We start from the raw sequence: 24,298 nt of genomic DNA, 5'->3' as shown, positions 1-24,298 counted from the left end.
AGGTGTCGGTCAGACCGCGGTCCGCTCCACGGGGATCCACAGCTCCGCATCCGCCTGTGTGGCGTCCTGCGACAGCCGGGTCCGCAGAATCTCCGGTCCCGGCCGGCTCCGGTAGGGGTTGGACGGGAACCACTGCGTGAACACGTCCCGCCAGAGGTGCTGGAGCGCCTGCGGAAACGGCCCAGAGCTCTCGAAGACGGCCCACGTCCCGGCCGGCACGGTCAGCGCATCCATGTCCTGGGGCACGGCGGCGCCGGTCACCACCCCGTGGTAGTAGTCGAGTTCGGTCCCCTCCGCCCGACTCGGGTCGAGGTTCTCGCTCACCCCTACGATCCCCTGCGGCTCCTGATCGGACAGACTCTGCATGCGCTGCAGCGTCTCGCGCCCGATGCCCCGGACGAGGTCGGCAATGGCAGGGTTCACCCCCTCGTGCACGAGCGGAACGCGCGCCTTCCTGCCGACCACACGGAACTCGTCCTTCTCCACGACCCGGTATCGCATGCTGCTACTCCCTTCGACGGTGAGGCGGAAGGACAGCCGTGGCTGGGACTGCAGACTCGCACCGGACCGTCTGGCCTCGCCGGGACCGACGCCGTGCATGACGCGGAACGCACGCGCGAACGCCTCCCCCGACGTGTAGCCGTACCGCACCGCGATCTCCAGCAGCGTCCGGTCCCCGGCCAGTACCTCGGCGCCGGCGACCGTGAGCCGCCGGCGCCGGATGTACTCCGACAGCGGAATCCCCGCCAGCGCGGAGAACAGCCGCCGCAAGTGGTACTCCGACGTCACCACGATCCGCGCGAGGTCGGCCCCCTCGATCCGCCGGTCGAGGTGGCACTCGATGTGCTCCATGGCCTGGTTCAGTCGCTCCAGCACCCCGGCCCCCTTCCCTTTCGATCACTCACGTTAGGAAGGACCCACCTTGCCGGACCCGACATCCTGTGCCCGATCCGGTCGGGTGCGACAAGCGGCCGACGACCCGCGCACATCACGCCCGCAGCCACCGCATCGGGGGGGGGGGCACGGGACGCCGCGATCACCTCTCGGACACGGCCTGGGCGGTCGTCGGGCCGGTGACCGTCCAGCCCGGGGCCTGCGGGTGGGCCGTCAGGTCGTCGTGGTGGACGGGCTCGCCGCAGGCCTGGCAGGTGACCAGGGGGACCAGTTCGTTGCCGCAGCTGTGCTCGATGACCATGGGGAGGTCGGCTCCCTTGCGCAGGTGGCGGTCGCCCCACTCCTTGAGGGTCATCAGGACCGGCTCCAGCTCCAGCCCGGCCGGTGTGGGCCGGTACTCGAAGCGCTGCGGGCGCTCGCTGTAGGCGCGCTTGGTGAGGATCCCCGCGTCCACGAGCCGGCGCAGCCGGGTGGCCAGGATGTCGCGCGGGGCGCCGATGTTGCGCACGAGCTGGTCGAAGCGGCCGTTGCCCAGACACACCTCGCGCAGGACGAGCAGGGAGTACTTCTCGCCGACCACGGCGAGGGCGTCGGCGATGGAGCAGGGGCGCGGGTCTTTCGTGGCGGCCATGGTGGCCAGTCTAAATGAGGGTTTGATTTTCCAACCCATGGAGCTATCGTGGGTTTGGATTTCCTACTCACTAGTAGCTCCCTATGGGTAGCCAGGCGGCCAAGGAGGCCCGCACCATGCGAGACGCAGTGATCGTCGAAGCCGTACGCACCCCCATCGGCAAGGGCAGGCCGAACGGCTCCCTCGCCCACGTCCACCCCGTGCAGCTCCTCGCGCACACCCTGCGCACCCTGGTCGAGCGCTCCGGCGTCGACCCGGCGCTGATCGACGACGTCATCGGCGGCACCGTCGACCAGGTCGGCGAGCAGGCCATGAACACCACCCGGTACGCCGTCCTCGCGGCCGGACTCCCGGAGACGGTCCCCGCGACCACCGTGGACCGCCAGTGCGGCTCCTCCCAGCAGGCCGTGCACTTCGCCGCGCAGGGCGTGATCTCGGGCGCCTACGACCTCGTCGTCGCGTGCGGAGTGGAGTCGATGAGCCGGGTGCCGATGTGGTCCAACGTGCCGGCCGGCAAGGACCCCTTCGGTCCGGGCGTGGCCGAGCGCTACCCCGAGGGCCTGGTCCCGCAGGGCATCAGCGCCGAACTCATCGCCGCGAAGTGGTCCCTCACGCGCGCGCGGATGGACGAGTTCGCGGTCTCCTCGCACCACAAGGCCGCCGCCGCGTGGCAGGCCGGCCTGTTCGACGCCGAGGTCGCGCCGCTGGAGGGCGTCACCCGCGACGAGTGCGTACGGCCCGGCAGCACCCCGGAGATCCTCGGCGGCCTCAAGCCCGCCTACTACGACCCCGGCTTCGCCGAGCGGTTCCCGCAGATCGAGTGGAACGTCACCGCGGGCAACGCGAGCCCCGTCAACGACGGCGCCTCCGCCGTGCTGATCACCTCCAGCGAGACCGCGGCCCGCCTCGGCCTGCGCCCGATCGCCCGCCTGCACAGCTTCGCGGTCACCGGCTCCGACCCGCTGCTGATGCTCACCGGTGTCATCCCGGCGACGGAGAAGGTGCTGCGCCGGGCCTCGCTGAGTCTGGCCGACATCGACCTGTTCGAGATCAACGAGGCCTTCTCCAGCGTGGTCCTCTCCTGGCAGCAGGAGACCGGCGCCGACCTCGCCAAGGTCAACGTGCACGGCGGCGCCATCGCCCTCGGCCACCCGCTGGGCGCCAGCGGCACCCGCCTGACCACCACCCTGGTCCACGCCATGCGCGAACGCGGCGCGCGCTACGCCCTGCAGACCATGTGCGAGGCGGGCGGGCTAGCCAACGCGATGATCCTGGAAGGCGTCTGAAGGATCACTGGCTGTTCAGCGGCTGATCACTGGTCGCGCAGGTGGTGGCGCTTGCGCCAGGCCACCACCGTGCCCGCGAGCGCCGGTACGGCGATGGAGGCCATCGCGATCAGGAAGGCGGGCGAGGTCGGCGCCGAGGCGCGGGCGCCGGCGACCGCGTAGGCGGCCGTGTTCGGGATCGAGCCGAGCGCAGTGGCCAGCAGGAACGGCAGCCAGCCCATCCGGGAGACGGCGGCACAGTAGTTCGCCGCCCAGAACGGCACACCCGGGAAGAGCCGCGCCGCCAGCATCGAACGGAACCCGTGCCGGCTGAGCTGCCCGTCGGCCGCCTTCAGCCAGCGGCCGCGCAGCAACGGCCGCAGCGCGTCCTGCCCCAGCAGCCGGCCGAGCCCGAAGGCGACCCCGGCGCCGAGCACCGTGCCGGCCAGCGCCGTCGTCAGCCCGAGCTGGGAGCCGAACAGCGCGCCCGCCCCCAGGTTCAGCAGGGGGCGCGGCACGAACGCCACCGTGCACAGCCCGTACGCCGCCGCGAACACGACGGCCGCCGCGGCCCCGCCCAGCTGCGGCGGCCAGCCGTGCGTCAGCAGCCGCTGCGGCTCGAACGCGAGCACGCAGGACGCGGCGCCCGCGAGCAGGGCGAGCAGCAGGGACAGCCGTGCGTACGGCGACAGCACCACGCGCGTGCAGCGGGCGGCGAAGCCCGTGCGAGGCAGGGGCGGGACGGGAACGGCCGCGGGGACGGCCTGCTCCATGGCGGCGGCCCGGGGAGGGACCGTGGCGGTGCCAGAGCGGTTGGCATCGAACATCCGGTGACACTAACCGACGCATGCGGGTGATCGCCGTGTGGTCCGTCTCATCACCGCCCCCGTGCGCAGGGCGTGCCGGGCTGTCCCGTGCCGGCGGCTTCAGGTCCGCCAAGGGCCCTCCGGTACCAGTGCTTCGAGTACGGTCAGCAGCTGGGGCGGCTCGAGGCGGTCCGGGAGCGAGGCCAGGTCCGGCGCGGTGATCCAGGCGTGGGTGTCGAGGGTGATCTGTTCGTCCGGGAGCAGGCCCGTCCGTACGAGCGTCGGCTGTTCCTCCGGGAAACGGGCCAGGAAGAACTGCTCCGATCCTGTGTAACGCTTACCGTTCCACCACACGTCTCGTTCGACGGGCACGGACCGGTCGGTGACCGCGGCCGGGTCCAGTCCGGTTTCCTCGGCCAGTTCGCGCCGTGCCGCCTCCAGCGGTGTCTCACCGGGTTCTATGCCGCCACCGGGCGGTTCCCACAGCCATGTTCCGTCGAACGGGTCGCGCCAGCGCAGCAGGAGTACGCGATCGGCGGCGTCCAGGCAGATGACCCGCGCTGCGGGCCGGTGATTCGTCTCCACCGTCTCAATCTAGCCATACGGCCAAGTGGTGATCGAGGTCCCTACGCCGACAGCTGATCGCCCAAGGGGCTGCGCAGGTACAGGACTTGGTGGCCGTGCCGGGCACGGGTGACCAGTCCGGCGCGGTGCAGGACGCCGAGATGCTGGCTCACCGTGCCGGTGCTGACGCCCAGTCTCCGGGCCAGTCCGGTCGTACTCGCGGGTTCCGCGAGGAGAGCGAGGACGCGGGCACGGGTGCGGCCGAGCAGGTCGGCCAGAGCTGCCGGCGGGGCGGATGCGCCGGTGTGCCAGACCGTGGCGAGGCCTCGGGCCGGGTACCAGATCCGGGGCGGCAGTTCGAGGTCCACGACGGTGACCGCGTGGTCGCAGAACAGGGAGGGCGTGAACGTCACTCCGCGGCCCTCGACGGCGAGGTCGTGGTGTTCGGCGGGGAAGGCGTCGAGGCCCAGCGCGCCGGAACCGGACTGCCAGCTCAGAGCCGGGTCGATGTCCGCGAACACCTCGGCCGCTCCACCGTCGGCGAGGTGACGTGCCCGGTACAGGACGTCGGCGCGGGCGCCGGTTCCTACGAGCCGGCGGACGCCGACGTCACCGCGGTGGACCCCTCACAGGTCATGCTCGACCAGCACCCCGGCCACCGGAAGGTTCTGGCCGGAGCGGAGGAACTCCCCTTCGAGAACGGCGCGTTCGACGCCGCGATGGCGGTGATGACGGTGCATCACTGGCCCGACCTGCACCGTGGTCTCAGCGAACTGCGGCGCGTCTCCCGTCGGCAGGTCGTCTTCACCTGGGACCCGCAGCATCTGCCCGAGCTGTGGCTGATCGAGGAGTACCTCCCCGAGATCCGGCAGCTCGAGCACGCTCGCTTCACGCCCCTGTCCGACGTGGTGGAGGCGCTCGGTGCGCACACCGTCCTTCCCTTCACCGTCCCGCACGACTTCACCGACGGGTTCCAGATCGCGTACTGGCGGCGCCCGGAGCGCTACCTCGATCCCCTCATCCGGCAGGCGAGTTCCACGTTCGCCCAGCTTCCCCCGTCCGTCGTCGAACCGGCGATCGCGCGACTGCGCGCGGACCTGGCCACGGGAGACTGGCAGCGCCGCCACGCGGACCTGCTGAACCGGGAGTCCATGGACTACGGCTACCGCCTGATCATCGCGGGGCAGGACGGCCCGTGACCGTGTGATCGCCGTATCGTTCGTCCCATGACCGTCACAGGTGCGGCCCCGCCGGACGTGCCGCCCAGCGCCCTCGCCGACGCCGTGCTGGAGCGGCTGACCGCCACGTACGCCGCCGCGGCCGATCCGGGCAGGGCCGCGGCGATGCGGGCGTACATGAAGGACGTGGCGCCCTTCCTCGGGATCCCCACCCCGGACCGGCGCACCCTGTCCCGCACCGTCCTGGCCGGCACACCCCGGCCGGACGAGGCCGACTGCACCGCGATCGCCCTGCGCTGCTGGCTGCTGCCCGAGCGCGAGTACCACTACTTCGCGGTGGACTACCTGCGCCGCCACGCGGCCCGCTGTTCCTCCGCGCTCCTGCCCGTCGCCCGGTACCTCATCACCACCGTCTCCTGGTGGGACACCGTCGATCTGCTCGCCGCGCACGTCGTCGGCGCCCTGGTCGCGGCCGACCCCGCGCTCACGGCCGACATGGACGCCTGGATCACCGACGACAACCTCTGGGTGGCGCGTACGGCCCTGCTGCACCAGCTCCGCTACAAGGAACGCACCGACACCGACCGGCTGTTCGCCTACTGCCTGCTCCAGTCCGGCCACCCCGACTTCTTCGTCCGCAAGGCCATCGGCTGGTGCCTGCGCGAGTACGCCAAGACCGACGCCGAGGCCGTACGCGGCTTCCTGACGCGCGAGCGGAGCCGGTTCGCGCCGCTGACCGTGCGTGAGGCGCTGAAGAACATCTCCTGAGGACCGTCGCTCCCGCGGCCTCAACTCGCGTACCGCGGAAAACCATTCGACGGCGGACAAACCGTCGGCGATGATCGTCGACATGTTCCGGTACGCCTTCCTCCTCGCAGCATCCGCCGTCGCGGGTGCGCCGAAGGCTGCCGTCCCGATCCTCGCGGCCGCTGTCGACGGCGCCCGAAGCTGACCCTCTCCGGATTGACCGGCGGACCCCGCAGGGGGAGGGTCGGCCAGTCCTCGGGGTCCCGCGTTTCCGTACCGCTGAGAGGCTTCGAGGTACAGCCATGTCCAAAACGGCATACGTGCGCACCAAGCCGCACCTGAACATCGGCACGATGGGCCACGTCGACCACGGCAAGACCACCCTGACCGCCGCCATCACCAAGGTCCTGGCCGAGCGCGGCACCGGCACCTTCGTCCCGTTCGACCGCATCGACCGGGCCCCGGAGGAGGCCGCCCGTGGCATCACCATCAACATCGCGCACGTCGAGTACGAGACCGACACCCGGCACTACGCCCACGTCGACATGCCGGGCCACGCCGACTACGTCAAGAACATGGTCACCGGTGCCGCGCAGCTCGACGGGGCGATCCTCGTCGTCTCCGCGCTCGACGGGATCATGCCGCAGACCGCCGAGCACGTGCTGCTCGCCCGGCAGGTGGGCGTCGACCACATCGTCGTCGCGCTCAACAAGGCCGACGCGGGCGACGAGGAGCTGACCGACCTGGTCGAACTGGAGGTCCGTGACCTGCTCACCGCGCAGGGGTACCCGGGGGAGGCCGTGCCCGTCGTACGGGTCTCCGGGCTGAAGGCGCTGGAGGGCGACCCGCGCTGGACGGCGTCGATCGAGGCGCTGCTCGACGCGGTCGACACCTATGTGCCGATGCCCGAGCGGTATCTGGACGCGCCGTTCCTGCTTCCGGTGGAGAACGTGCTCACCATCACCGGGCGGGGCACGGTCGTCACGGGCGCCGTGGAGCGCGGGACGCTCCGCCTGGGGGACCGGGTGTCGGTGCTCGGCGCCGACGTGGAGACCGTCGTCACCGGACTGGAGACCTTCGGCAAGCCGATGGAGGAGGCGCAGGCCGGGGACAACGTGGCCGTGCTGTTGCGCGGTGTGCCGCGGGACGCCGTGCGGCGGGGGCACGTGGTGGCAGCGCCGGGGAGTGTGGTGCCGAGCCGGCGCTTCACGGCGCGGGTCTACGTGTTGTCCGGGCGCGAGGGCGGGCGTACGACGCCGGTGTCGACGGGGTACCGACCGCAGTTCTACATCCGTACGGCAGATGTGGTCGGGGACGTCGACCTCGGGGAGGTGGCGGTCGCGCGGCCCGGCGAGACGGTGGAGATGACCGTTGAGCTGGGTCGGGAGATGCCGGTCGAGCCTGGGCTCGGGTTCGCCATCCGGGAGGGTGGCAGGACCGTCGGGGCCGGGACGGTCATCTCCGTGGCCCGGTAGTTCCGTGCGGTCGAGGGGCGTGGGGGACTGCGCGGCCGTTGCGGCGGATCGCTCCAGCCCCGCGCCCCTCGGGTACGCACCGCACCGGTGTTCTCCGGTTCCGGAGACAATGGGTTCGTGAGTGAAGCCATACCTGTGACCCGGGCCGTCGATCACGGCACCGCCAAGCTGATGCCCGATGTCGATCGGGAGCGGGCCTGGCTGCTCACGGTCGACGGGGCGCCGCAGTCGTACGTCGATCTGGACGAGCCGACGTATCTGGAGTTCGAGTACGCGCGTCGGCTCGGGTACCTGCTGGACACCGTGGCCGAGGAGGGGCTCGCGCTGGACGTGGTGCACCTGGGCGGGGGAGCGCTCACGCTTCCCCGATACCTCGCCGCCACCCGGCCCGGCTCCCGGCAGGACGTGGTCGAGGCCGACCGGGGGCTGCTGGAGCTGGTCGTCGAGCATCTGCCGGTTCCGGAGGGCTCGGGTGTCGCGCTGCACACCGCCGACGCCCGGGCCTGGCTCGAGACCGCCCCGGACGACTCGGCCGACGTGCTGATCGCCGACGTGTTCGGCGGCTCACGGGTCCCGGCCCACCTCACCTCGCTCGCCTACGCCCGCGAGGCCGCGCGGGTGCTGCGGCCCGACGGGGTCTATCTGGCCAACCTCGCCGACGCGGCGCCGTTCGGGTTCCTGCGTTCCCAACTGGCCAACTTCGCGGCCGTGTTCGAGGAGCTGGCACTGATCGCCGAGCCGGGCGTGCTGCGCGGGCGGCGGTTCGGCAACGCGGTTCTCGTCGCCTCGCACCGGCCCGTCGACACGGCTGCCGTGGCCCGTCTCACCGCCGCCGACGTCTTCCCGGCCCGTGTCGAACACGGTCCGGCGCTGCGGGACTTCATCGGTGCCGCGCAGCCCGTCGGCGACAGCGACGCCGTACCCTCACCCGAGCCCCCCGACGGGGCCTTCGGCATCGGCTGAGGGGATCGAAGCGATTGCCGGGCTTTCTGCCGGGTGATCGAGGCGTCGGCGGGAGTGAGTGAGGACGAGGTGGCCGCTGCATCGGCTTTGGCCGGTGGAGGAGAGGCGGCGTCACCCATTGCGGTGATCCATTGCGGTGATGCATTGCGGTGCATTCGGGTGGCAAGGGGCTGAAACCGACGGCGGAGGCTTGACGCGGGGAATCGGACTGGCTGGGCAGGGACCGTCCCGCACACCCGGAAGGATCACAAGATGCAGCGTCGCAGCTCGTTGTACCTGTCCCCTGCCGTATGTGTCGCCGTTGCCGCCACCGCGCTGGCCACGGCGTCGCCGGCGTCCGCGCAGACGGAGGTGCCCTGTGACTCCGCGGCGTTGGTCCAAGCCGTCAACAGCGCCGGCCCCGACGACACCCTGGAACTGGCACCGGGGTGCAGATACGTCCTGACCGCGTCGCTGCAGATCAACGTGCCTCTCACCATTCACGGCAACAACGCGACGATCACGCGGAGCACCAGCGCCCCGTCTTTCGGCGTCCTGAAGGTCAACGCCGACCTGGACCTGGACCGGATCACGATCACCAACGGCGATGCAACCACGTCGTTCGGTGACTTCGGCGGCGCCATCGCGGTCCTCAACGGCAGCACCCTCACCCTGGACCGCAGCAACATTCGGGACAACCAGGGCAGCTTCTCCGGCGGTCTCGGCGGCGATCGGTTCACCACAATGCACGTCACGCAGAGCCAGATCAGCGACAACCACGCCTTCCACAACGGCGGCGGCATTGCCGTCGACGGAACGCTCGAACTCATCCGCAGCCGGGTGGTCAACAACACCGCCGACGTGAAGGGCGGAGGCATTGCCAATGACGGCCATAACCGCGCCACGAAGGCCCCCGGCGGCTTCGACAACGAGGGCGGGGTCGCCAGCGTCACCCTGGACCGATCCCGGGTGAACGGCAACGTGCCCACCAACTGTGCCCCCACCGTGGTCATCGGCTGCCGCAACTGACACCGACCCCCCCGCTGGATCCGATCTGCGAAGGGGCCGGGACCCGGCCCCCGCACAAGAACTCTCTTTCCGACTGAAGGGTGCACGTTGATGGAACTGGATCTGCCGGTCCGCCGAAACAACCGTTCCGACGGAGACTCCGGGTCGGCCATGCCGCCGGGCGCGCGTCCGAGGGCACGCCGCGCGGGCCGCCTGCTGCTGCCTCTGCTGGCCCTGGCGACCGCGGGCCTCGTCACCGGCGCCGCTCGCCCACCCGTCCTGGTGTCCGCCGCCCACGCGCCGACCCCGACCTGTGAGGGCGTGCCCGCGACGATCGTCGGTACGAATGGCGACGACAACATCGTGGGCACCCCGGGCAATGATGTGATCGTCGCGTTGGCCGGGAACGACCGTGTCGACGGCCTGGGGGGCGACGACCGCATCTGCGGCGATGCCGGCAACGACAGCCTCTCCGGTGGCGGCGGCAGCGATGTCATCTTCGGCGGCAACGGCAACGACGGCCTCGACGGCGGCGCCGGGAACGACGCCCTCAACGGCAGCAACGGCGACGACGTCCTCTCCGGCGGCGACGGCAGCGACACCCTCTCCGGGGAGGCCAACGACGACGTCCTCGACGGCGGCAACGGCGGCGACACCCTCGACGGTGGCAAGGGCATCGACAGCCTCAACGGCGGCGCCGGCAACGACAGCCTTTCCGGCGGCGACGGCGGCGACGGCCTCAACGGCGGCGACGGCGACGACAGTCTCTACGGCGACGACGGCAACGACACCGTCTTCGGAGGCGAAGGCGACGACACGCTCTTCGGCGGGAACGGCAACGACGACCTCTTCGGCAACACCGGAAACGACACGCTCTCCGGCGAGGCCGGCAACGACAACCTCTTCGGCGGCGAGGCCAACGACATCCTCGACGGTGGTCCCGGCACCAACTTCAATGACGGAGGTCCCGGCACCAACACCTGCACCAACCCCGCCACCGGGCCCGGCTGCCCGGTCTGACGGCCGGCCCGCGCAGGCGGGTCTGCGTCGGCGGTGAAGGTCACCGGGCGGCGTTCGGCACTCGGCCGACCGGCCCGCCGAACGGTCTCCCGGCCCTCCACCGCCGCTCCGTCAGCTGCTGTTCGTCGGATCGCCGTGCAGGCGTACCGTGCTGAGGATCTTCATGATCGTCGCGGTGTCGACCTCGTTGTGCACGCCCTTGGCGCCGTAGAAGTCGAACGACACGATGTCGTCGGCCGAGTTCTTGAAGGCGAAGGACAGAGCCTTGCCGTCGCTCGCGCACTTGCCCTTCTGCGGGCTGTTGGCGGAGCGGGCCCAGGCGTAGGCGCCCTGGAGGCCCGACGCGGTCTTGTAGGGCGTCGCCTTCTTGTCGAAGGTGATGCTCTTCTTGTCGGGCTGGGTGTAGCCGCCGTAGACGTACCACGGAACCCGCGTGACGGCGGCGTCGGCGGGGCTCTTCGCGCCGTTCTCGCCCCGGGTGCCGGCGACGGCCAGCGCGGTGTCCTCGGTCTTGCCGTCCTTGTTGCTGTCGGTCGAGCACCACTTCGACTGGTACTCGGCCGGGCCGGACACGGAGGTGATCAGCTTGTCGTTGTCGGCGTGGTCCTCCATGAAGACGGAGGTGTCCGGGGACTCGACCTCCCAGCTCGCCGGGACCTCGAACGCCGTGCCGAACTTGGGGTTGACGACGACCTTCCAGCCCGCGACGGTCGGCTTCTCGGTGTTGTCGCCGCGCGGGTCGTCGTTCGTCGCGGACGAACTCGCCGTCGGATCCGTCTTCGGCGACTGGCTCGCCTTGCCCTTGTCCTTGCCGCTGTCGGCCTCGTCCTTCTTGGAGCCGCCGAGAACCAGGAACGCGGTGACACCGGCCGCGACGACGACAGCTGTTGCCGCGACGATGGCGACCACCTTGGTCCGGTTGCCACCGCCACCACCACCGCTCTGCGGCGGCTGCGGCGCGCCGACGGGAGCCGGCGCACCCCACTGCGGCTGTTGGCCGTACGCGTTCGGCTGCTGCCCCTGCTGCGGCTGCTGCTGGTAGCCGGGCTGCTGATACGGATTCGGCTGCTGGTAACCCGGCTGCTGGTACGGGTTGTTCTGCGGGTTCTGCGCGCCCCCGGGCGGCTGCTCTCTTGGCCACATGGCCAGTAACCCTAGTGTGCCCAGGGAAACGATTCGGTCACCGGCTCTTGTCAGGGACGTACCGAATCAGGAGTGTGACTTCTCGTCGTACAGCCGCACGGTCCGCATGATCTTGCCGATCGTGGCGTCCGGGACCTCCTCCGAGACACCCTTGGCGCCGAAGAACGACCACGACAGCATGGCACCGTCCTGGTCCTTGAAGGCGAACGTCGTCGCCTTGCCGTCGGTGTCGCACTTGTGCCGCTTCACCGTCCCGGACGACCGGGAGGTGGCGACGCTGCCCGTGATGCCGGACGCGGTGGTGAACGACGTGACCGGGCCGGTCGTGACCTTCTTGCGGTCGGGCTGCGTGTACCAGCCGTAGACCCAGTTCGCCGAGTCCTGGCGGGCGACGTCGGCGGGGTTCTTGGCGCCCTTGTTCCCGCGCGTGCCCACGTTGGCCAGCGAGGTGTAGTCGGTCTTGCCGTCCTTGTCCTCGTCCGTGCCGCACCACTTCTCCTTCAGCACGGCGGGAGCCTTCATGCCGACCAGCACCTTGTCGTCGGAGTCCTCGGTGACGTAGGTGATCCAGTCCTTGGAGCGCACCTGCCAGCCGGCGGGAACGTCGAAAGCGATGCCGGTGACCGGGTTCACCACGACCTTCCAGCCGGCGACCGTCGGCTTCGGGACGTCGTCCCCCGAGCGCGGGTTGTCCGAGGGCGAGGGGGTCGTGGCGGTGGGGGAGGACGTGGTGGGGTCGGGCCGGGCCTTGTCGTCGCTCTTGCCGCCCAGCAGCAGGAAACCGGTCACACCGGCCGTGACGACCACGGTCGCGGCCGCGAGGATCGCCACCAGCTTGGTGCGCCCGCCGCCGCCCGGCTGCGGTGCCGGGGGCTGTCCCCACGGGGCGGGCTGCTGCTGCCCGGCGTAGGGGTTGGGCTGCTGCTGGTACGGATTCGGCTGCTGATACGGACCGGGCTGCTGGTAGCCGGGCTGCTGGTACGGGTTGTGCTGCTGGCCGCCTCCCGGCGGCTGTTCCCCTGGCCACATGGGCCGCAACGATACAGCGGCGATCACCGGGGTACTGGTCAGCCCTGCTACTCATGAGTAACATGGCGGCATGAGCGCAGACCAGATGTCGATCGGCGACATGCTCGCCGCCACCGTGCCGATGGCCCGGACGCTGAACCTGGAGTTCTTGGAGACGTCTCCGGAGCAGGCCGTGGTGTCCCTGCCGGACCAGGGCGACTACCACAACCACGTGGGCGGACCGCACGCCGGTGCGATGTTCACGCTCGGGGAGTCGGCCAGCGGGGCCATCGTGCTGGCCGCGTTCGGCGACCAGCTCTCGCGCGCCGTGCCGCTCGCCGTGCGGGCCGAGATCGCCTACAAGAAGCTGGCGATGGGCGCCGTCACCGCGACCGCGAAGCTGGGCCGCCCGGCCGCCGAGGTCGTGGCCGAACTGGACGCGGGGGAGCGCCCCGAGTTCCCGGTGACGATAGAGATCCGTCGTGCGGACGGAGCCGTCACGGGCGAGATGCAGGTCGTGTGGACGCTGCGTCCCAACAACAAGGACTGACACGGGACTTGTAGGGCTTGCCGGGCTTGTGGGGTCTGCGGGACGCGCAGGCCCCGGCAGGTTGTGGGGGAGGGGTCCGGGTGGATCCCTCCCCTCGCGTCGTCTCAGGCCGCCCGGCGCTCCTCCCCGATACGGTCCTCGCCGGCCTCTCCGTCCTTTCCGTCCTCCAGTCCCGCCACGAACTCCCGGAGCCAGCCCCTGAATTCGGGGCCCAGGTCCGGGCGGGCGCAGGCCAGGCGGACCACCGTGCGCAGGTAGTCCGCCTTGTCGCCGGTGTCGTAGCGCAGGCCGTCGAAGACGACCCCGTGCACCGTGCCGCCCGCGGCCAGGTCCTGGAGGGCGTCCGTCAGCTGGATCTCGCCGCCGCGGCCCGGCGGGGTGCGTTCCAGGACGTCGAAGACGGCGGGGTCGAGGACGTAGCGGCCGATGACCGCGTAGCGGCTCGGCGCCTTCTCGGGTGACGGCTTCTCGACGAGGCCGGTGACGCGTACGACACCCTCCTCGCCGGTCGGTTCCACCGCCGCGCAGCCGTAGAGGTGGATCTGCGCCGGGTCGACCTCCATCAGTGCCACCACGGTGCCCGCGTACCGGTCGCGGACGTCCAGCATGCGGCTGAGCAGGGTCTCGCGCGGGTCGATCAGGTCGTCGCCGAGCAGGACGGCGAAGGGCTGGTTCCCGACGTGGTGGCGGGCGCACAGCACGGCGTGGCCGAGGCCGAGCGGGTCGCCCTGGCGGATGTGGTGGATGTCGGCCAGCCGTGCGGGATCGCGTACGGCGTCCAGGCGCACGGTGTCGCCCTTGGCCGCCAGGGCCTGCTCCAGCTCGAAGGCGTTGTCGAAGTGGTCCTCGATGGCGCGCTTGTGCCGGCCGGTGACCATCAGGATGTCGTCGAGACCGGCCGCCGCGGCCTCCTCGACGACGTACTGGATGGCCGGCTTGTCGACGACGGGGAGCATCTCCTTCGGCGTCGCCTTGGTCGCGGGCAGGAACCGGGTGCCGAGTCCGGCGGCCGGGACGACCGCCTTGCGTACCGAGCGGGTGGACGCGGGGGTCGCTGTGGAGCGGGGGGCGATCATGCGGCCATGCTCGGGCCCGCGGATGAGAGTGCGCCGAGAAGAACGTGGGAACCGGCTGTGGGTGTCCGCCGAGGGGGTGGACGGGAAGTTGAAGATTTCGTGTGCCATCCGGCTTTCCGTGCGCACAAGTTGACCGCCATGCAACCGCGGCCTCGGAGAGGTGTGTGGATACCAGCGGTAACTTTTGTGTATTTCCCCGACTTTGAAGCCGAGTCATTCGCACTTCTTGTTTCCTGTGAGGCTCGTGTGCGAAGGTGAGCCCTCCTGTGAGCGGGGCAAAGGTCGCAACCGAACGGCAAGGCCGGGCCCCTCAGGTATGCACCAATCAGGCACTGATTTCCGACGGGGCGCCATTTCGGATGCCGCCCTGCGGCTGGAAAGGAAATGGTGTTCCGTGCAGTCCCCCTACCCCCCACGCCCGCCGTTCCCGCCCCGCCCCGGTTCGCTGCCGGGGGAGTCCGACCGTGATCTCGTCGCCCTTCTGGGCGGCCCCGGTGACGGCCGCCATCACGCCGTTGCCCTGCTCCTGGCCCGGCACTGGCGGGCCACCCGTGACTACGCGATCGTCTGCCTGGCCGCCGCCGGGTCCACGGCACAACTGGTGGCCACCGCCGCCTTCCAGCAGGTACTCGGCCGGCTCACGAGCGGGACGGTCGGCGGCGCCCTGCGCCCGCAGCTGCTCGTGGCCGTCCGTGAGACCGTCCGCACCTGGGCCGCCGACGAGGGCGCCTGTGTGGTCATGCCGGAATTGCGCAAAACCACCGGTGGCCGTGGTCTGCGCGCGACAAGGCCCGGCACGCCCGAAAGGCGGCAACTCGCAGAACGCGCATTCCAGGCCCTGCCCGCCGCCTCCCAATGCCTTCTGTGGCATACCGAGGTCGAGGCGGAGCCCATATACATACCCGCTGGTCTGTCGGGGGTGGACGCGGCCGCCGCCGCGACCGCCCTGGAGCAGGCCCGCGAGCAATTCCGGGCGGGCTGCGTACGCGCCCACCGCGAACTCGCACCCTCCAGGGAATGCCGTTTCCACAACCGCCTCCTGGACGTCCCCATTCGCCGCGGCGGCTCCCTGCTCCCGGATGTGCAGGCGCATCTGGCGGCCTGCCGCCACTGCCGGCACGCCGCCGAACAGCTCGGCCATTTCGAGGGCGGCCTGGAAGTCCTGCTCGCCGAGACCGTGCTCGGCTGGGGCGCCCGTCGCTATCTCGACTCCAGGCCGGGCCGCGGCGCCCTGGAGGAGGAGCCGCCCACGCCGCACGCGGTGGCCGCGGCGCAGGGCGGCCGGCACCGCACGGTTCCGGACGGCAGACGTCGCGCGATGCCCGAGGGCAGACGTCGTACCGCCCTGGCGGTGGGCGTCGGTCTCACCTCGCTCGCCCTGCTGGCCACGGTGCTCGTCGCCAAGGGCTGGTCCGATGACAACGGTGTCCCGGTACCCGGGGCCACCTGGGGTGCCCCGGTGGGCAGTTCCGCCCGCCCCGGCGCCGACAGCGAGCGGTCCACCGCGGTCTCCTCGTCATCCGCCTCGGCCGGCGGTCCCGTCGAGGTCGCCCACGGCAGGCTGCGCAGCCTCGCCTCCGGGCTCTGTCTGGACGTGAGAGGGGGAAACGCGGAGGCGGGGGCGGGTGCCGTGCTGGCGGAGTGTTCGTCCGCCGGGTCGCAGCAGTGGTCGTACCAGGACGACGGACTGCTGCGCAGCGCCGCCGATCCCACCCTCTGCCTGGCCGCCGACCCGGGGACGCGGGGCGTCGTGGCGTCCGGCTGTGTCGTGCCCGCCGGAGAGGTGTCGTACGACCTCACGGTCCGGGGCGAAGTCCTGCTCCGCCGGCCCGAGGGCCTTGCTCTCGCCCCGGACCCAGGGGACCCGCCGACCCGGGTGGTGGTCGCGGCCCGGGACGGCTCGAAGGGGCAGCGGTGGGCCCTTGAGGCGGGGGTGCGGGCGGGGGTGGGGTCGGGTGCGCCGCCACGACGGGGCACGCTGCCCGTGGCGCCTGACCCCGGGCGGGCCGACCCCTCGAAGGGGGCCGCCGAACAGCCGTCCGGGCGGCCGGACGGGGGCGCCCCGCGTGCGGAGCGCGGGCAGGGGCACGGGGACGGACAGGGGCGGGAGCATCGGTCGACCGGGCCGGGGTACGAGACCCGGATCGCCCAGGTCCGCGCCCACGACGATCCCGGCGCGGCGGAATCCGTCCCTCCCGTGGACCCGGTGCGCCGGCTCGTCTCCCCGATCGCGGGCACCCTCGTCCCCGCGCCGACGGCGGTCGGCTCGCTGCTCGGCTGACATCGGAGGGCCACCACACGGACACGTGGTGGCCCTCGCACGCCGTCCTCCGGCCAACTCGCCGCCCGGCTCGGGGGCGTACCGGGATCGAGCCACCGGGCGGAAGTCATACGGAATTTACAGAAACCGATCCCGTGTCCTGCGACGTTGCCGCCCGGTGAGTCCACGGTGAATATGCCCGGCGCTTTGACGGGCTTGTGGGGGTGTGCCGAGAGGCCCGGGACGGCCGTACGGTCAATGGGCGTCAGAGGATTGCTCGGATTTCCGGCGCTTGCGGGTGAATTCGGCGGGCTGGCCGAATCGATACCACCGCCCACGAAAAGGACGCGGCGTTATTGACCCGCCAGTAAGCGCCTCGCTAGGTTCCGGTGGCCTCGCACCAGAGTGTCCTGCCGCACACCCCCCACCGTGCTGTCTTGCCGATTCTTCGGAGCATCATGACCTCGCCCGTGCGCGCCCAAGACCTGATCCTGTGTCTCACCCCCTTCGGAGAACCCGACGCCGGGCCGGCCGTGGCCGCCTGCGCTGCCGGCGCGCTCGGCATCCTCGATCTCGGCGACGGCGACCGGCGATCCCGCGAGGAGCTGAACCGGCTGAGCAGAGCGGCGCCGGGGCCCTTCGGCGTACGGGTGACCGGACGCTGCGCGCTGGACCCCGGCGAACTCGGCGGTGCCCCCGACACCGTGGTCCTCGCGCAGGACGCGCCCTGGAACGCGGGCGACGTGGCCGCGCGGTACCGGTTGTTGGCGGAGGTCACCGATCTGGCGCAGGCGCGGGATGCGGTGCGTGCCGGGGCCCATGGGCTGATCGCGCGAGGTGCCGAGAGCGGTGGCCGGGTCGGCGGGCTGAGCACCTTCGTTCTGCTCCAACTGCTCCTGGCTGATGATGGGTTGGAGGTACCCGTCTGGGCCTGTGGCGGCATCGGGCCGCGTACGGCCGCGGCCGCGGTGGCCGGCGGGGCGGCCGGTGTCGTCCTCGACAGCCAACTGGCCCTGCTGGCCGAGTCGCGGCTGCCGGAGGCGGTGCGGGCCGCGCTGCGGTCCCTCGACGGTTCCGAGACCGTGGTCGTCGCCGGGCACCGGGTGCTGCGCCGACGCGGCCCGGACGCCCCGCCTCCGCCCCCGGACGACGCGGAGGCGGTCGCCTCCCTGCTCGGCGCGCGGGACCTGCGCCGCCAACTCCTGCCGGTGGGCCAGGACGGCTTCCTCGCCGCGCGGTTCGCCGAGCGGTGGGGGGACGTACGGCGGACCGTGCGCGAGGTGAGGGCGGCGATACGGGAGGTCGTCGGGGCGGCGGAGGCCGAGGGCGCGGCGGAGGCTGAGGCGGCGGATGGCCGCGGGCCGAGGCGGGCGGGTGCCGAGCCCGGGAGGGTGGTGGGCGGCGGGTCGGCCATAGCGGTCCGGGGTGGGTCGAGGGAGTCGGTCGGCGGTGGGGCAGCCGAGTCGGTTGACCGTGGGTCGGCAGAGGCTGCCGCTGGTCCGACGGAGTCGTCCGGCAGTGGGTCGGCCGAGTCGGTCGACCGTGGGTCGGCAGTGGTCGGTGGTGGTCCGGCGGAGTCGTTCGGTGGTGGGGCAGCTGAGTCGGTCGACGGTGGGTCGGCAGTGGTCGGTGGTGGTCCGACGGATTCGTTCGGCGGTGGGCCGGCCGAGTCAGTTGACCGTGGGCCAGCAGTGGCCGGCGGTGGTCCGGCCGAGGCGTTCGACGGGCGCCCGGCCGAATCGCCCGACGCCGACCCGCCCCAGGCTGCCGAGCACGCCCCCGCCAGTGCCCTGCGCCCCGGCTCCCCCATGAGCCGTGCCCTCGGCACCCGGCTGCCGGTCGCGCAGGGCCCCATGACGCGGGTCAGTGATCAGGCGGGCTTCGCCGCCGCCGTCGCCGCGGACGGGGCGCTGCCCCTCCTGGCGCTGGCCCTCGCCGACGGTGGGCGGACCCGGGCGATGCTGACCGAGGCGCGTGCCGTGCTCGACGGGCGGTCCTGGGGCGTGGGTGTGCTCGGCTTCGCGCCCGAGGACATCAGGAACGCCCAGTTGGAAGCCGTACGGGAACTGCGCCCCACGCACGCGATCATCGCGGGCGGACGGCCCGCCCAGGCCGAGGCGCTGGAGCGGGCCGGGATCCGCACCTATCTGCACGTGCCCTCGCCGGGACTGCTGCGGCAGTTCCTGCAGGCCGGGGCGCGCCGGTTCGTGTTCGAGGGCTCCGAGTGCGGCGGGCACGTCGGACCGCGCGCCTCCTTCCCGCTGTGGGAGGCCCAACTCGCCGTACTGGAAGACTTCCTCGACGACGAAGCCGACGCCGGGACCGCACGGCAGCTGGAGGTGTTCTTCGCGGGCGGGATCCACGACGAGCGGTCCGCCGCGATGACCGCCGCAATGGCCGCACCGCTCACCGCCCGCGGCGCCGCCGTCGGCGTCCTCATGGGCACCGCCTATCTGTTCACCGAGGAGGCCGTGGCGCACGGCGCGATCCAGCCGCTCTTCCAACGCCAGGTCCTGACCGCAAGCACGACCGCCCTGCTGGAGACCGCACCCGGCCACGCCACCCGCTGCGTCCCCAGCCCCTTCACCACGGACTACCGTGCTCGCGAAGCCGAGCTACGCGCGTCCGGTCTGCCCGAACGGGAGGTGTGGGAGGCGCTGGAGCGGCTCAACGTGGGGCGGTTGCGCATCGCGAGCAAGGGCCTCGAGCGGTCGGACCAGGGCGAGTTGACCGGTGTCGACGAGGAACGGCAGCTCAGCGACGGGATGTTCATGGCCGGTGAGGTCGCCGTCCTGCGCTCCGCGACCACCACCCTCGCGGAGCTGCATCACGCCGTCACCGACGGCGCCGCCGACCTGCTCGCCGCCCGCGCCCCCCGCCCCGCCGGTTCGTGGGCCTGCGAACCCGCGCCCCCCGCCCCGCTCGACGTCGCCGTCGTCGGCATGGCCTGCATGTTCCCGCAGGCCCCCGACCTCGCCACTTTCTGGGCCAACGTGGTCGCCGGACACGATGCCGTCACCGAGGTCCCGGCCGACCGGTGGGACCCGGCCGTGCACCACGAGGCCGGCAGCACGGCGTCCAAGTGGGGCGGCTTCCTGCCCCGCATCCCCTTCGACCCGCTGGGCTACGGCATCCCGCCCGCCTCCCTCGGCAGCATCGAGCCGGTCCAGCTGCTGTCCCTGGAGGCCGCCCGCAGGGCCCTGGACGACGCCGGATACGGCGACCGGGGGCGGACGTTCGACCGCTCCCGCACCTCCGTCGTCTTCGGTGCCGAGGCGGGCAGCGACCTGTCCAACGCGGCCACCCTGCGCGCCGTCCTCCCGTCGTACTACGGCAAGGTCCCCGACGGTCTGGAGGAGCAGTTGCCCGGGCTGACCGAGGACTCCTTCCCCGGCATGCTCGCGAACGTCATCTCCGGCCGCATAGCGAACCGGCTGGACCTCGGCGGCGCCAACTACACCGTCGACGCGGCCTGCGCCTCCTCGCTCGCCGCGCTGGACGTGGCCTGCAAGGAACTCGTCTCCGGAAGCAGCGACGTCGTGCTGTGCGGCGGGGCCGACCTGCACAACGGCATCAACGACTTCGTCCTGTTCTCCTCGGTGCACGCCCTCTCGCCGACCGGCCGCTCCCGCGCCTTCGACGGCTCCGCCGACGGCATCGCCCTCGGCGAGGGCGTGGCCTGCGTGGTCCTCAAGCGGCTCGCGGACGCCGAGCGCGACGGCGACCGTGTCTACGGTGTGATCAAGGGCCTCGGCTCCGCCAGCGACGGCCGCTCCCTCGGCCTGACCGCACCCCGCCCCGAAGGACAGCGGGCCGCGCTGCTGCGCGCCTACCGCAACGCCGGCGTCTCGCCCGCCGAGGTCGGCCTGGTCGAGGCACACGGCACCGGCACGGTCGTCGGGGACCGTACCGAACTCACCGTACTCAGCGAGGTGTTCGCCGAGGCGGGCGCCGAAACCGGTACCTGCGCGCTCGGCTCGGTCAAGTCGCAGATCGGGCACACCAAGTGCGCCGCCGGACTCGCCGGCCTGATCAAGACCACCCTCGCCCTCTACACCGGCGTCAAGCCACCCACCCTCCACCTCGACCGGCCCAACCCGGCCTGGTCGGAGGAGGAGAGCCCCTTCGCCTTCCACACCCGCGCCCAGCCCTGGGCGGACCCGGCGGGGGAACGGCTCGCCGGAGTCAGCGCGTTCGGCTTCGGCGGCACCAACTTCCATGTGGTGGTGGGGGCGTACGACGGCGCCGTAGCGCCGCAGCAGACCCTGGACGCCTGGCCCGCCGAGCTGTTCCTGTTCCGCGGGAAGGACACGGCGGCGGCCCGCCGGGACGTCGAGGAGCTCCTGCGGGCCGCCGAGTCCGACGGACGCCCCTGGCGCCTGCGCGACCTCGCGCTCGCCACTGCCCGGCGCGCCGACACCTCCCACGAACCCGTGCGGGCAGCGTTCGTGGCCCGCGATGTCGACGACCTGATCGAGCAGTTGGGGCGCGTCCTCGCCGGGGAGCACGAGTCGGCGGCCGGCAGCCCCGTCGAGGGCGAGGCCAAGGTCGCCTTCCTCTTCCCGGGCCAGGGCAGCCAGCGGCCCGGCATGCTCGCCGACCTGCTGGTCGCCCTGCCCGAGCTGCGCCACTACCTGCACCTCGGCCGCGCTCACGCCGACACCCTGTACCCGCCCGCCGCCTTCGACGAGGCCGCCCGGGAGCGCCGCCGGGCCGGCCTCACCGACACCCGGGCCGCCCAGCCCGCGCTCGGCATCACCGGACTCGCCGCCCACGCCTTCCTCACCGCGGCGGGCATCCACCCGGACCTCGCGGCCGGCCACAGCTACGGTGAACTGGTCGCACTGAGCGCCGCCGGAGCCCTCGACCCGGAGACCCTGCTGGAACTGAGCGCCGAGCGTGCGAGCGCGATCCTGGCGGCCGCGGGCGACGAACCCGGCACCATGGCCGCCGTCGGAGCCGGTGCCGAGGACGTCGCCCGCGCACTGCGCGCCGCGGGGGCGCCCGAGTCGGTCGTCGTCGCCAATCACAACTCGCCCGATCAGTCGGTGATCTCGGGCCCCACGGCCGAAGTCGAGGCCGCCGTGGCCCAGTTGCGCGAGGCGGGTCTCGGGGTGCGTCGCATCCCGGTCGCCTGTGCCTTCCACAGTCCGGTGGTGGCCGCCGCCGGGGAGCGGTTCGCCAAGGTCCTCGCGGACAAGGCCGTACGGGCCCCCGAGTTCCCCGTCTGGGCCAACCGCACCGCAGCCCCGTACCCGCAGGACGCCGACGCCGTACGCGGCGAACTCGCCGCACAGATCGGCGCGCCGGTCGCCTTCGCCGCCCAGATCGAGGCGATGTACGAGGCGGGAGCGCGGATCTTCGTGGAGGCGGGCCCCGGCACGGTCCTCACCCGGCTCGTCGGCCGGATCCTCGGCGACCGTCCGCATCGCACCGTCGCCTGCGAGCCCCGCGCCGACAGCGGCCTGCCCGGCTGGCTCGACGCCCTCGCCCAACTGGCCCTGGCAGGGCTGCCGGTGCGCGCCGCCTGGCTCTTCCGGGGCCGCGACGCCGTCGACGCGCTCCGGACGTCGGCGCCGCGGCGGCCCGGCTGGACGGTCGACGGACACCTCGTCCGCACCGCCGACGGAGCACTCCTCCCCGGTGCCCTCGCACCGGCCCGACGAGTCGTGGAGACGACTGTGACGACGAATCCGCAGTACGGTGCCCCGGCCGGCCAGGACGCGCTGATCTCCGAATTCCTGCGCACCAGCCGGGAGATGATCGCCGCCCAGCGCGATGTGCTGCTCACCTACTTCGGCGCCGCGCCCGGAGCGACCCCGCGGGCACCCGCTGCCCCCGCACCGATACCGCAGGCCGTGCTCCCGGAGCCGGCCCGGCTACCCGCTGCCGCACTGCCGTCGCCAGAACCCGCCGAGCCCGGGCACGACGTCGAGCGCGTCGTCCTGGAGATCATCAGCGAGCGCACCGGATACCCCGTCGACATGATCGAGCCCGACCTCGACCTGGAGGCGGACCTGAGCATCGACTCGATCAAACGGGCCGAGATAGCGGGTGAACTCGCCAGACGTCTGGGGATCGCGGGCGGGGCGGAGATCCTGGACGACGCGGAGCTGGAGGAGCTGGCCAAGGCGCGTACGGCGGCGTCGGTGACGGCCTGGCTGACGGCGCGGGTCGGCGGGGGCACCGGTGCTGATCTGGAGCCGACCGCGGCAGCCGGCCAGGGACCGGCGGCCCCGCACGAGCCGACGCCCCTCGGCGAAGTCCCGATCCGCTGCGAGCTGCGCCCGGTGCCCCTCCCGGACCCCTCGGCCGACCCCGCCTCCACCCTCTCCGGCACCCGATTCGTCCTCCTCGGCGACGGCGGGGGAGCGGCGGCCGAGGTCGTGGCACGGCTCCGGGCGCACGGCGCCGACGCGGTGACCGTCGACCAGGCCCACCTCCTCGGTGAGGCCGACGGCACGGTCGACGGCGTCCTGTACCTGGGCGCGCTCCCCGGTCCTGAGCTTCCGGTGCTGCCCGATGCCTTCCCCGTGCTGCAGGCGGCCCTGGCCCGCGCACCGCGCAGCCTGCTGGCCGTGCAGCCGGCCGACGGCGGGGCGGCGACCCGGTCGGCCGGTCTCCACGGCCTCTTCCGCACCGTCGCCCGGGAGTACCCCGACACCCTCGCCCGCATCGTCACCGTCCCCGACACCGACCCCGCGGCCGTCGCGGACGCCCTGCTCGCCGAGCTGCTCGCGCCGGAGCCGGCCCCCGTCGTCCTGCGTACGGCCACCGGGCGGCGGCACGGTCTCCAACTGCTGCCCGCGCCCCTGGGCCCGCTCGGCAGCACCGGCGCGGGGCCTGCCGGGGACGGCGCGGCCGAGGCCGCCGCGCTCGGCCTGGACCGGGACTCCGTGGTGCTGCTGGTCGGTGGCGCCCGGGGCATCACGGCGAGGTTCGCCGTCGCGCTGGCCGCCGCGAGCCGCTGTTGTGTCGAGCTGGTCGGCCGCACACCCGTGCCAACCGCGCCCGAGACCCCGGCGATCGCCGCCGCCCGCACCGCCGTCGAACTGCGCGCCGCTCTCGCCACGACCGGCTCGCTCACACCGGCGGAGGTCAACCGGGCGGCCGAACTCGTCCTCGCCCAGCGGGAGATCACCGCCACCCTCGCGGAACTCGCCGCCCTCGGCAGCGAGGCCCGCTACCGCTCGGTCGACTTCCGCGAGCGGGACGCCGCGCTCCAGGCCGTCAAGGAGATCCACGCCGAGCACGGCCGGCTCGACGGGGTCGTCTTCGCCGCCGGGGTGATCGAGGACCGGCTGATCGCCGAGAAGAGCCCCGACTCCTTCCGGCGCGTGTACGGCACGAAGACGGCCGGGGCCGCCGCCCTGCTCAGCGCGCTCGAGGACCTGCCCGACGGACCGGCATTCACCGTGCTGTTCGGGAGCATCGCCGCCGTCCTCGGCAACCGCGGCCAGGCCGACTACGCCGCCGCCAACGACGCCCTGGAACACCTCGGAGCCGACTGGGCCGAGCGCACCGGCCACCGCGCGCTCACCGTCCACTGGGGTCCCTGGGCACCCGCCGGCATCCACAGCGGCATGGTCGGCGAGGAACTGGGCCGGGAGTACGCCCGCCGCGGGGTGAAGCTGATCGACCCGGACGAGGGCACCGCGGCCCTGCTCCGGGAACTCGCCTGGGGCGACCGCCCGGCCCGCGCCGTCGTCTACACCGCCTCGGGCTGGTGAG

Annotated in this window: 18 protein-coding genes; 10 read left to right on the top strand and 8 right to left on the bottom strand. The window is 72.4% G+C overall.

Features of this window, described 5'->3' with window-relative positions:
- Positions 1–9: 9 nt before the first annotated feature.
- Both ACIRVH_RS23310 and ACIRVH_RS23305 read right to left on the bottom strand, forming a co-directional pair.
- Positions 10–876, bottom strand: a complete 867-nt coding sequence (locus ACIRVH_RS23310) for a GyrI-like domain-containing protein (protein WP_403956239.1) — start codon at positions 874–876, stop codon at positions 10–12.
- A 160-nt stretch (positions 877–1,036) separates the two neighbouring features.
- Positions 1,037–1,525: a winged helix-turn-helix transcriptional regulator gene (locus ACIRVH_RS23305; RefSeq protein WP_403956237.1), complete on the bottom strand. Its 489-nt coding sequence runs from the start codon at positions 1,523–1,525 to the stop codon at positions 1,037–1,039.
- Between the two features lie 116 nt (positions 1,526–1,641).
- Between ACIRVH_RS23305 and ACIRVH_RS23300 the strand changes: the two genes are divergently transcribed.
- Positions 1,642–2,811 (top strand): thiolase family protein, encoded by a 1,170-nt coding sequence (locus ACIRVH_RS23300; protein ID WP_403956235.1) that lies wholly within the window; start codon positions 1,642–1,644, stop codon positions 2,809–2,811.
- Between the two features lie 26 nt (positions 2,812–2,837).
- On the opposite strand, the gene ACIRVH_RS23295 is transcribed toward ACIRVH_RS23300, so the two are convergent.
- The 3 genes from ACIRVH_RS23295 to ACIRVH_RS23285 all read right to left on the bottom strand — a co-directional run bounded on the left by ACIRVH_RS23295 (position 2,838) and on the right by ACIRVH_RS23285 (position 4,681).
- Positions 2,838–3,617, bottom strand: a complete 780-nt coding sequence (locus ACIRVH_RS23295; RefSeq protein WP_403956234.1) for a TVP38/TMEM64 family protein — start codon at positions 3,615–3,617, stop codon at positions 2,838–2,840.
- A 99-nt stretch (positions 3,618–3,716) separates the two neighbouring features.
- Positions 3,717–4,181 (bottom strand): NUDIX hydrolase, encoded by a 465-nt coding sequence (locus ACIRVH_RS23290; protein ID WP_403956232.1) that lies wholly within the window; start codon positions 4,179–4,181, stop codon positions 3,717–3,719.
- Positions 4,182–4,222: 41 nt separating this feature from the next.
- On the bottom strand, positions 4,223–4,681 hold the full coding sequence (locus ACIRVH_RS23285; protein WP_403956231.1) for an ArsR/SmtB family transcription factor: 459 nt from the start codon (positions 4,679–4,681) through the stop codon (positions 4,223–4,225).
- 24 nt (positions 4,682–4,705) lie between these two features.
- Here ACIRVH_RS23285 and ACIRVH_RS23280 point away from each other — a divergent pair, with 24 nt between their 5' ends.
- The 6 genes from ACIRVH_RS23280 (at position 4,706) to ACIRVH_RS23255 (ending at position 10,530) form a co-directional block, all read left to right on the top strand.
- Positions 4,706–5,359, top strand: a complete 654-nt coding sequence (locus tag ACIRVH_RS23280; RefSeq protein WP_403956229.1) for a class I SAM-dependent methyltransferase — start codon at positions 4,706–4,708, stop codon at positions 5,357–5,359.
- Positions 5,360–5,386: 27 nt separating this feature from the next.
- A complete protein-coding gene (locus tag ACIRVH_RS23275) occupies positions 5,387–6,106 on the top strand; it encodes a DNA alkylation repair protein (protein ID WP_403956227.1) in 720 nt (239 codons plus the stop codon).
- Positions 6,107–6,387: 281 nt separating this feature from the next.
- Positions 6,388–7,560, top strand: a complete 1,173-nt coding sequence (tuf, locus tag ACIRVH_RS23270; RefSeq protein ID WP_403956225.1) for an elongation factor Tu — start codon at positions 6,388–6,390, stop codon at positions 7,558–7,560.
- A 117-nt stretch (positions 7,561–7,677) separates the two neighbouring features.
- Positions 7,678–8,523 carry a spermidine synthase gene (locus ACIRVH_RS23265; protein WP_403956223.1) on the top strand — a complete coding sequence of 282 codons (846 nt, stop codon included), beginning with the start codon at positions 7,678–7,680 and terminating at the stop codon, positions 8,521–8,523.
- 252 nt (positions 8,524–8,775) lie between these two features.
- A complete protein-coding gene (locus ACIRVH_RS23260) occupies positions 8,776–9,531 on the top strand; it encodes a hypothetical protein (RefSeq protein WP_403956221.1) in 756 nt (251 codons plus the stop codon).
- Positions 9,532–9,621: 90 nt separating this feature from the next.
- Positions 9,622–10,530 carry a calcium-binding protein gene (locus ACIRVH_RS23255; RefSeq protein ID WP_403956219.1) on the top strand — a complete coding sequence of 303 codons (909 nt, stop codon included), beginning with the start codon at positions 9,622–9,624 and terminating at the stop codon, positions 10,528–10,530.
- 111 nt (positions 10,531–10,641) lie between these two features.
- Here ACIRVH_RS23255 and ACIRVH_RS23250 read toward each other — a convergent pair whose 3' ends face one another.
- Both ACIRVH_RS23250 and ACIRVH_RS23245 read right to left on the bottom strand, forming a co-directional pair.
- Positions 10,642–11,673 (bottom strand): hypothetical protein, encoded by a 1,032-nt coding sequence (locus ACIRVH_RS23250; RefSeq protein ID WP_403956217.1) that lies wholly within the window; start codon positions 11,671–11,673, stop codon positions 10,642–10,644.
- Between the two features lie 66 nt (positions 11,674–11,739).
- Positions 11,740–12,702, bottom strand: coding sequence for a hypothetical protein (locus ACIRVH_RS23245; protein WP_403956215.1), 963 nt, complete (start codon positions 12,700–12,702; stop codon positions 11,740–11,742).
- A gap of 85 nt (positions 12,703–12,787) precedes the next feature.
- Between ACIRVH_RS23245 and ACIRVH_RS23240 the strand changes: the two genes are divergently transcribed.
- A complete protein-coding gene (locus ACIRVH_RS23240; protein ID WP_403956363.1) occupies positions 12,788–13,231 on the top strand; it encodes a DUF4442 domain-containing protein in 444 nt (147 codons plus the stop codon).
- A 104-nt stretch (positions 13,232–13,335) separates the two neighbouring features.
- On the opposite strand, the gene galU is transcribed toward ACIRVH_RS23240, so the two are convergent.
- Positions 13,336–14,307, bottom strand: coding sequence for a UTP--glucose-1-phosphate uridylyltransferase GalU (gene galU, locus ACIRVH_RS23235; protein ID WP_403956213.1), 972 nt, complete (start codon positions 14,305–14,307; stop codon positions 13,336–13,338).
- A gap of 394 nt (positions 14,308–14,701) precedes the next feature.
- Here galU and ACIRVH_RS23230 point away from each other — a divergent pair, with 394 nt between their 5' ends.
- The gene (locus ACIRVH_RS23230) at positions 14,702–16,588 is read left to right on the top strand and encodes an RICIN domain-containing protein (protein ID WP_403956212.1); all 1,887 of its coding nucleotides are present in this window, start codon (positions 14,702–14,704) and stop codon (positions 16,586–16,588) included.
- Positions 16,589–17,025: 437 nt separating this feature from the next.
- A complete protein-coding gene (locus ACIRVH_RS23225; RefSeq protein WP_403956211.1) occupies positions 17,026–24,297 on the top strand; it encodes an SDR family NAD(P)-dependent oxidoreductase in 7,272 nt (2,423 codons plus the stop codon).
- Position 24,298 lies beyond the last annotated feature (1 nt).

The sequence above is a fragment of the Streptomyces sp. NPDC101165 genome (assembly GCF_044768135.1).
Lineage (GTDB): Bacteria > Actinomycetota > Actinomycetes > Streptomycetales > Streptomycetaceae > Streptomyces.
Note: the sequence above shows the minus strand (reverse complement) of the source record. Positions and strands in the feature narration are given on the sequence as shown.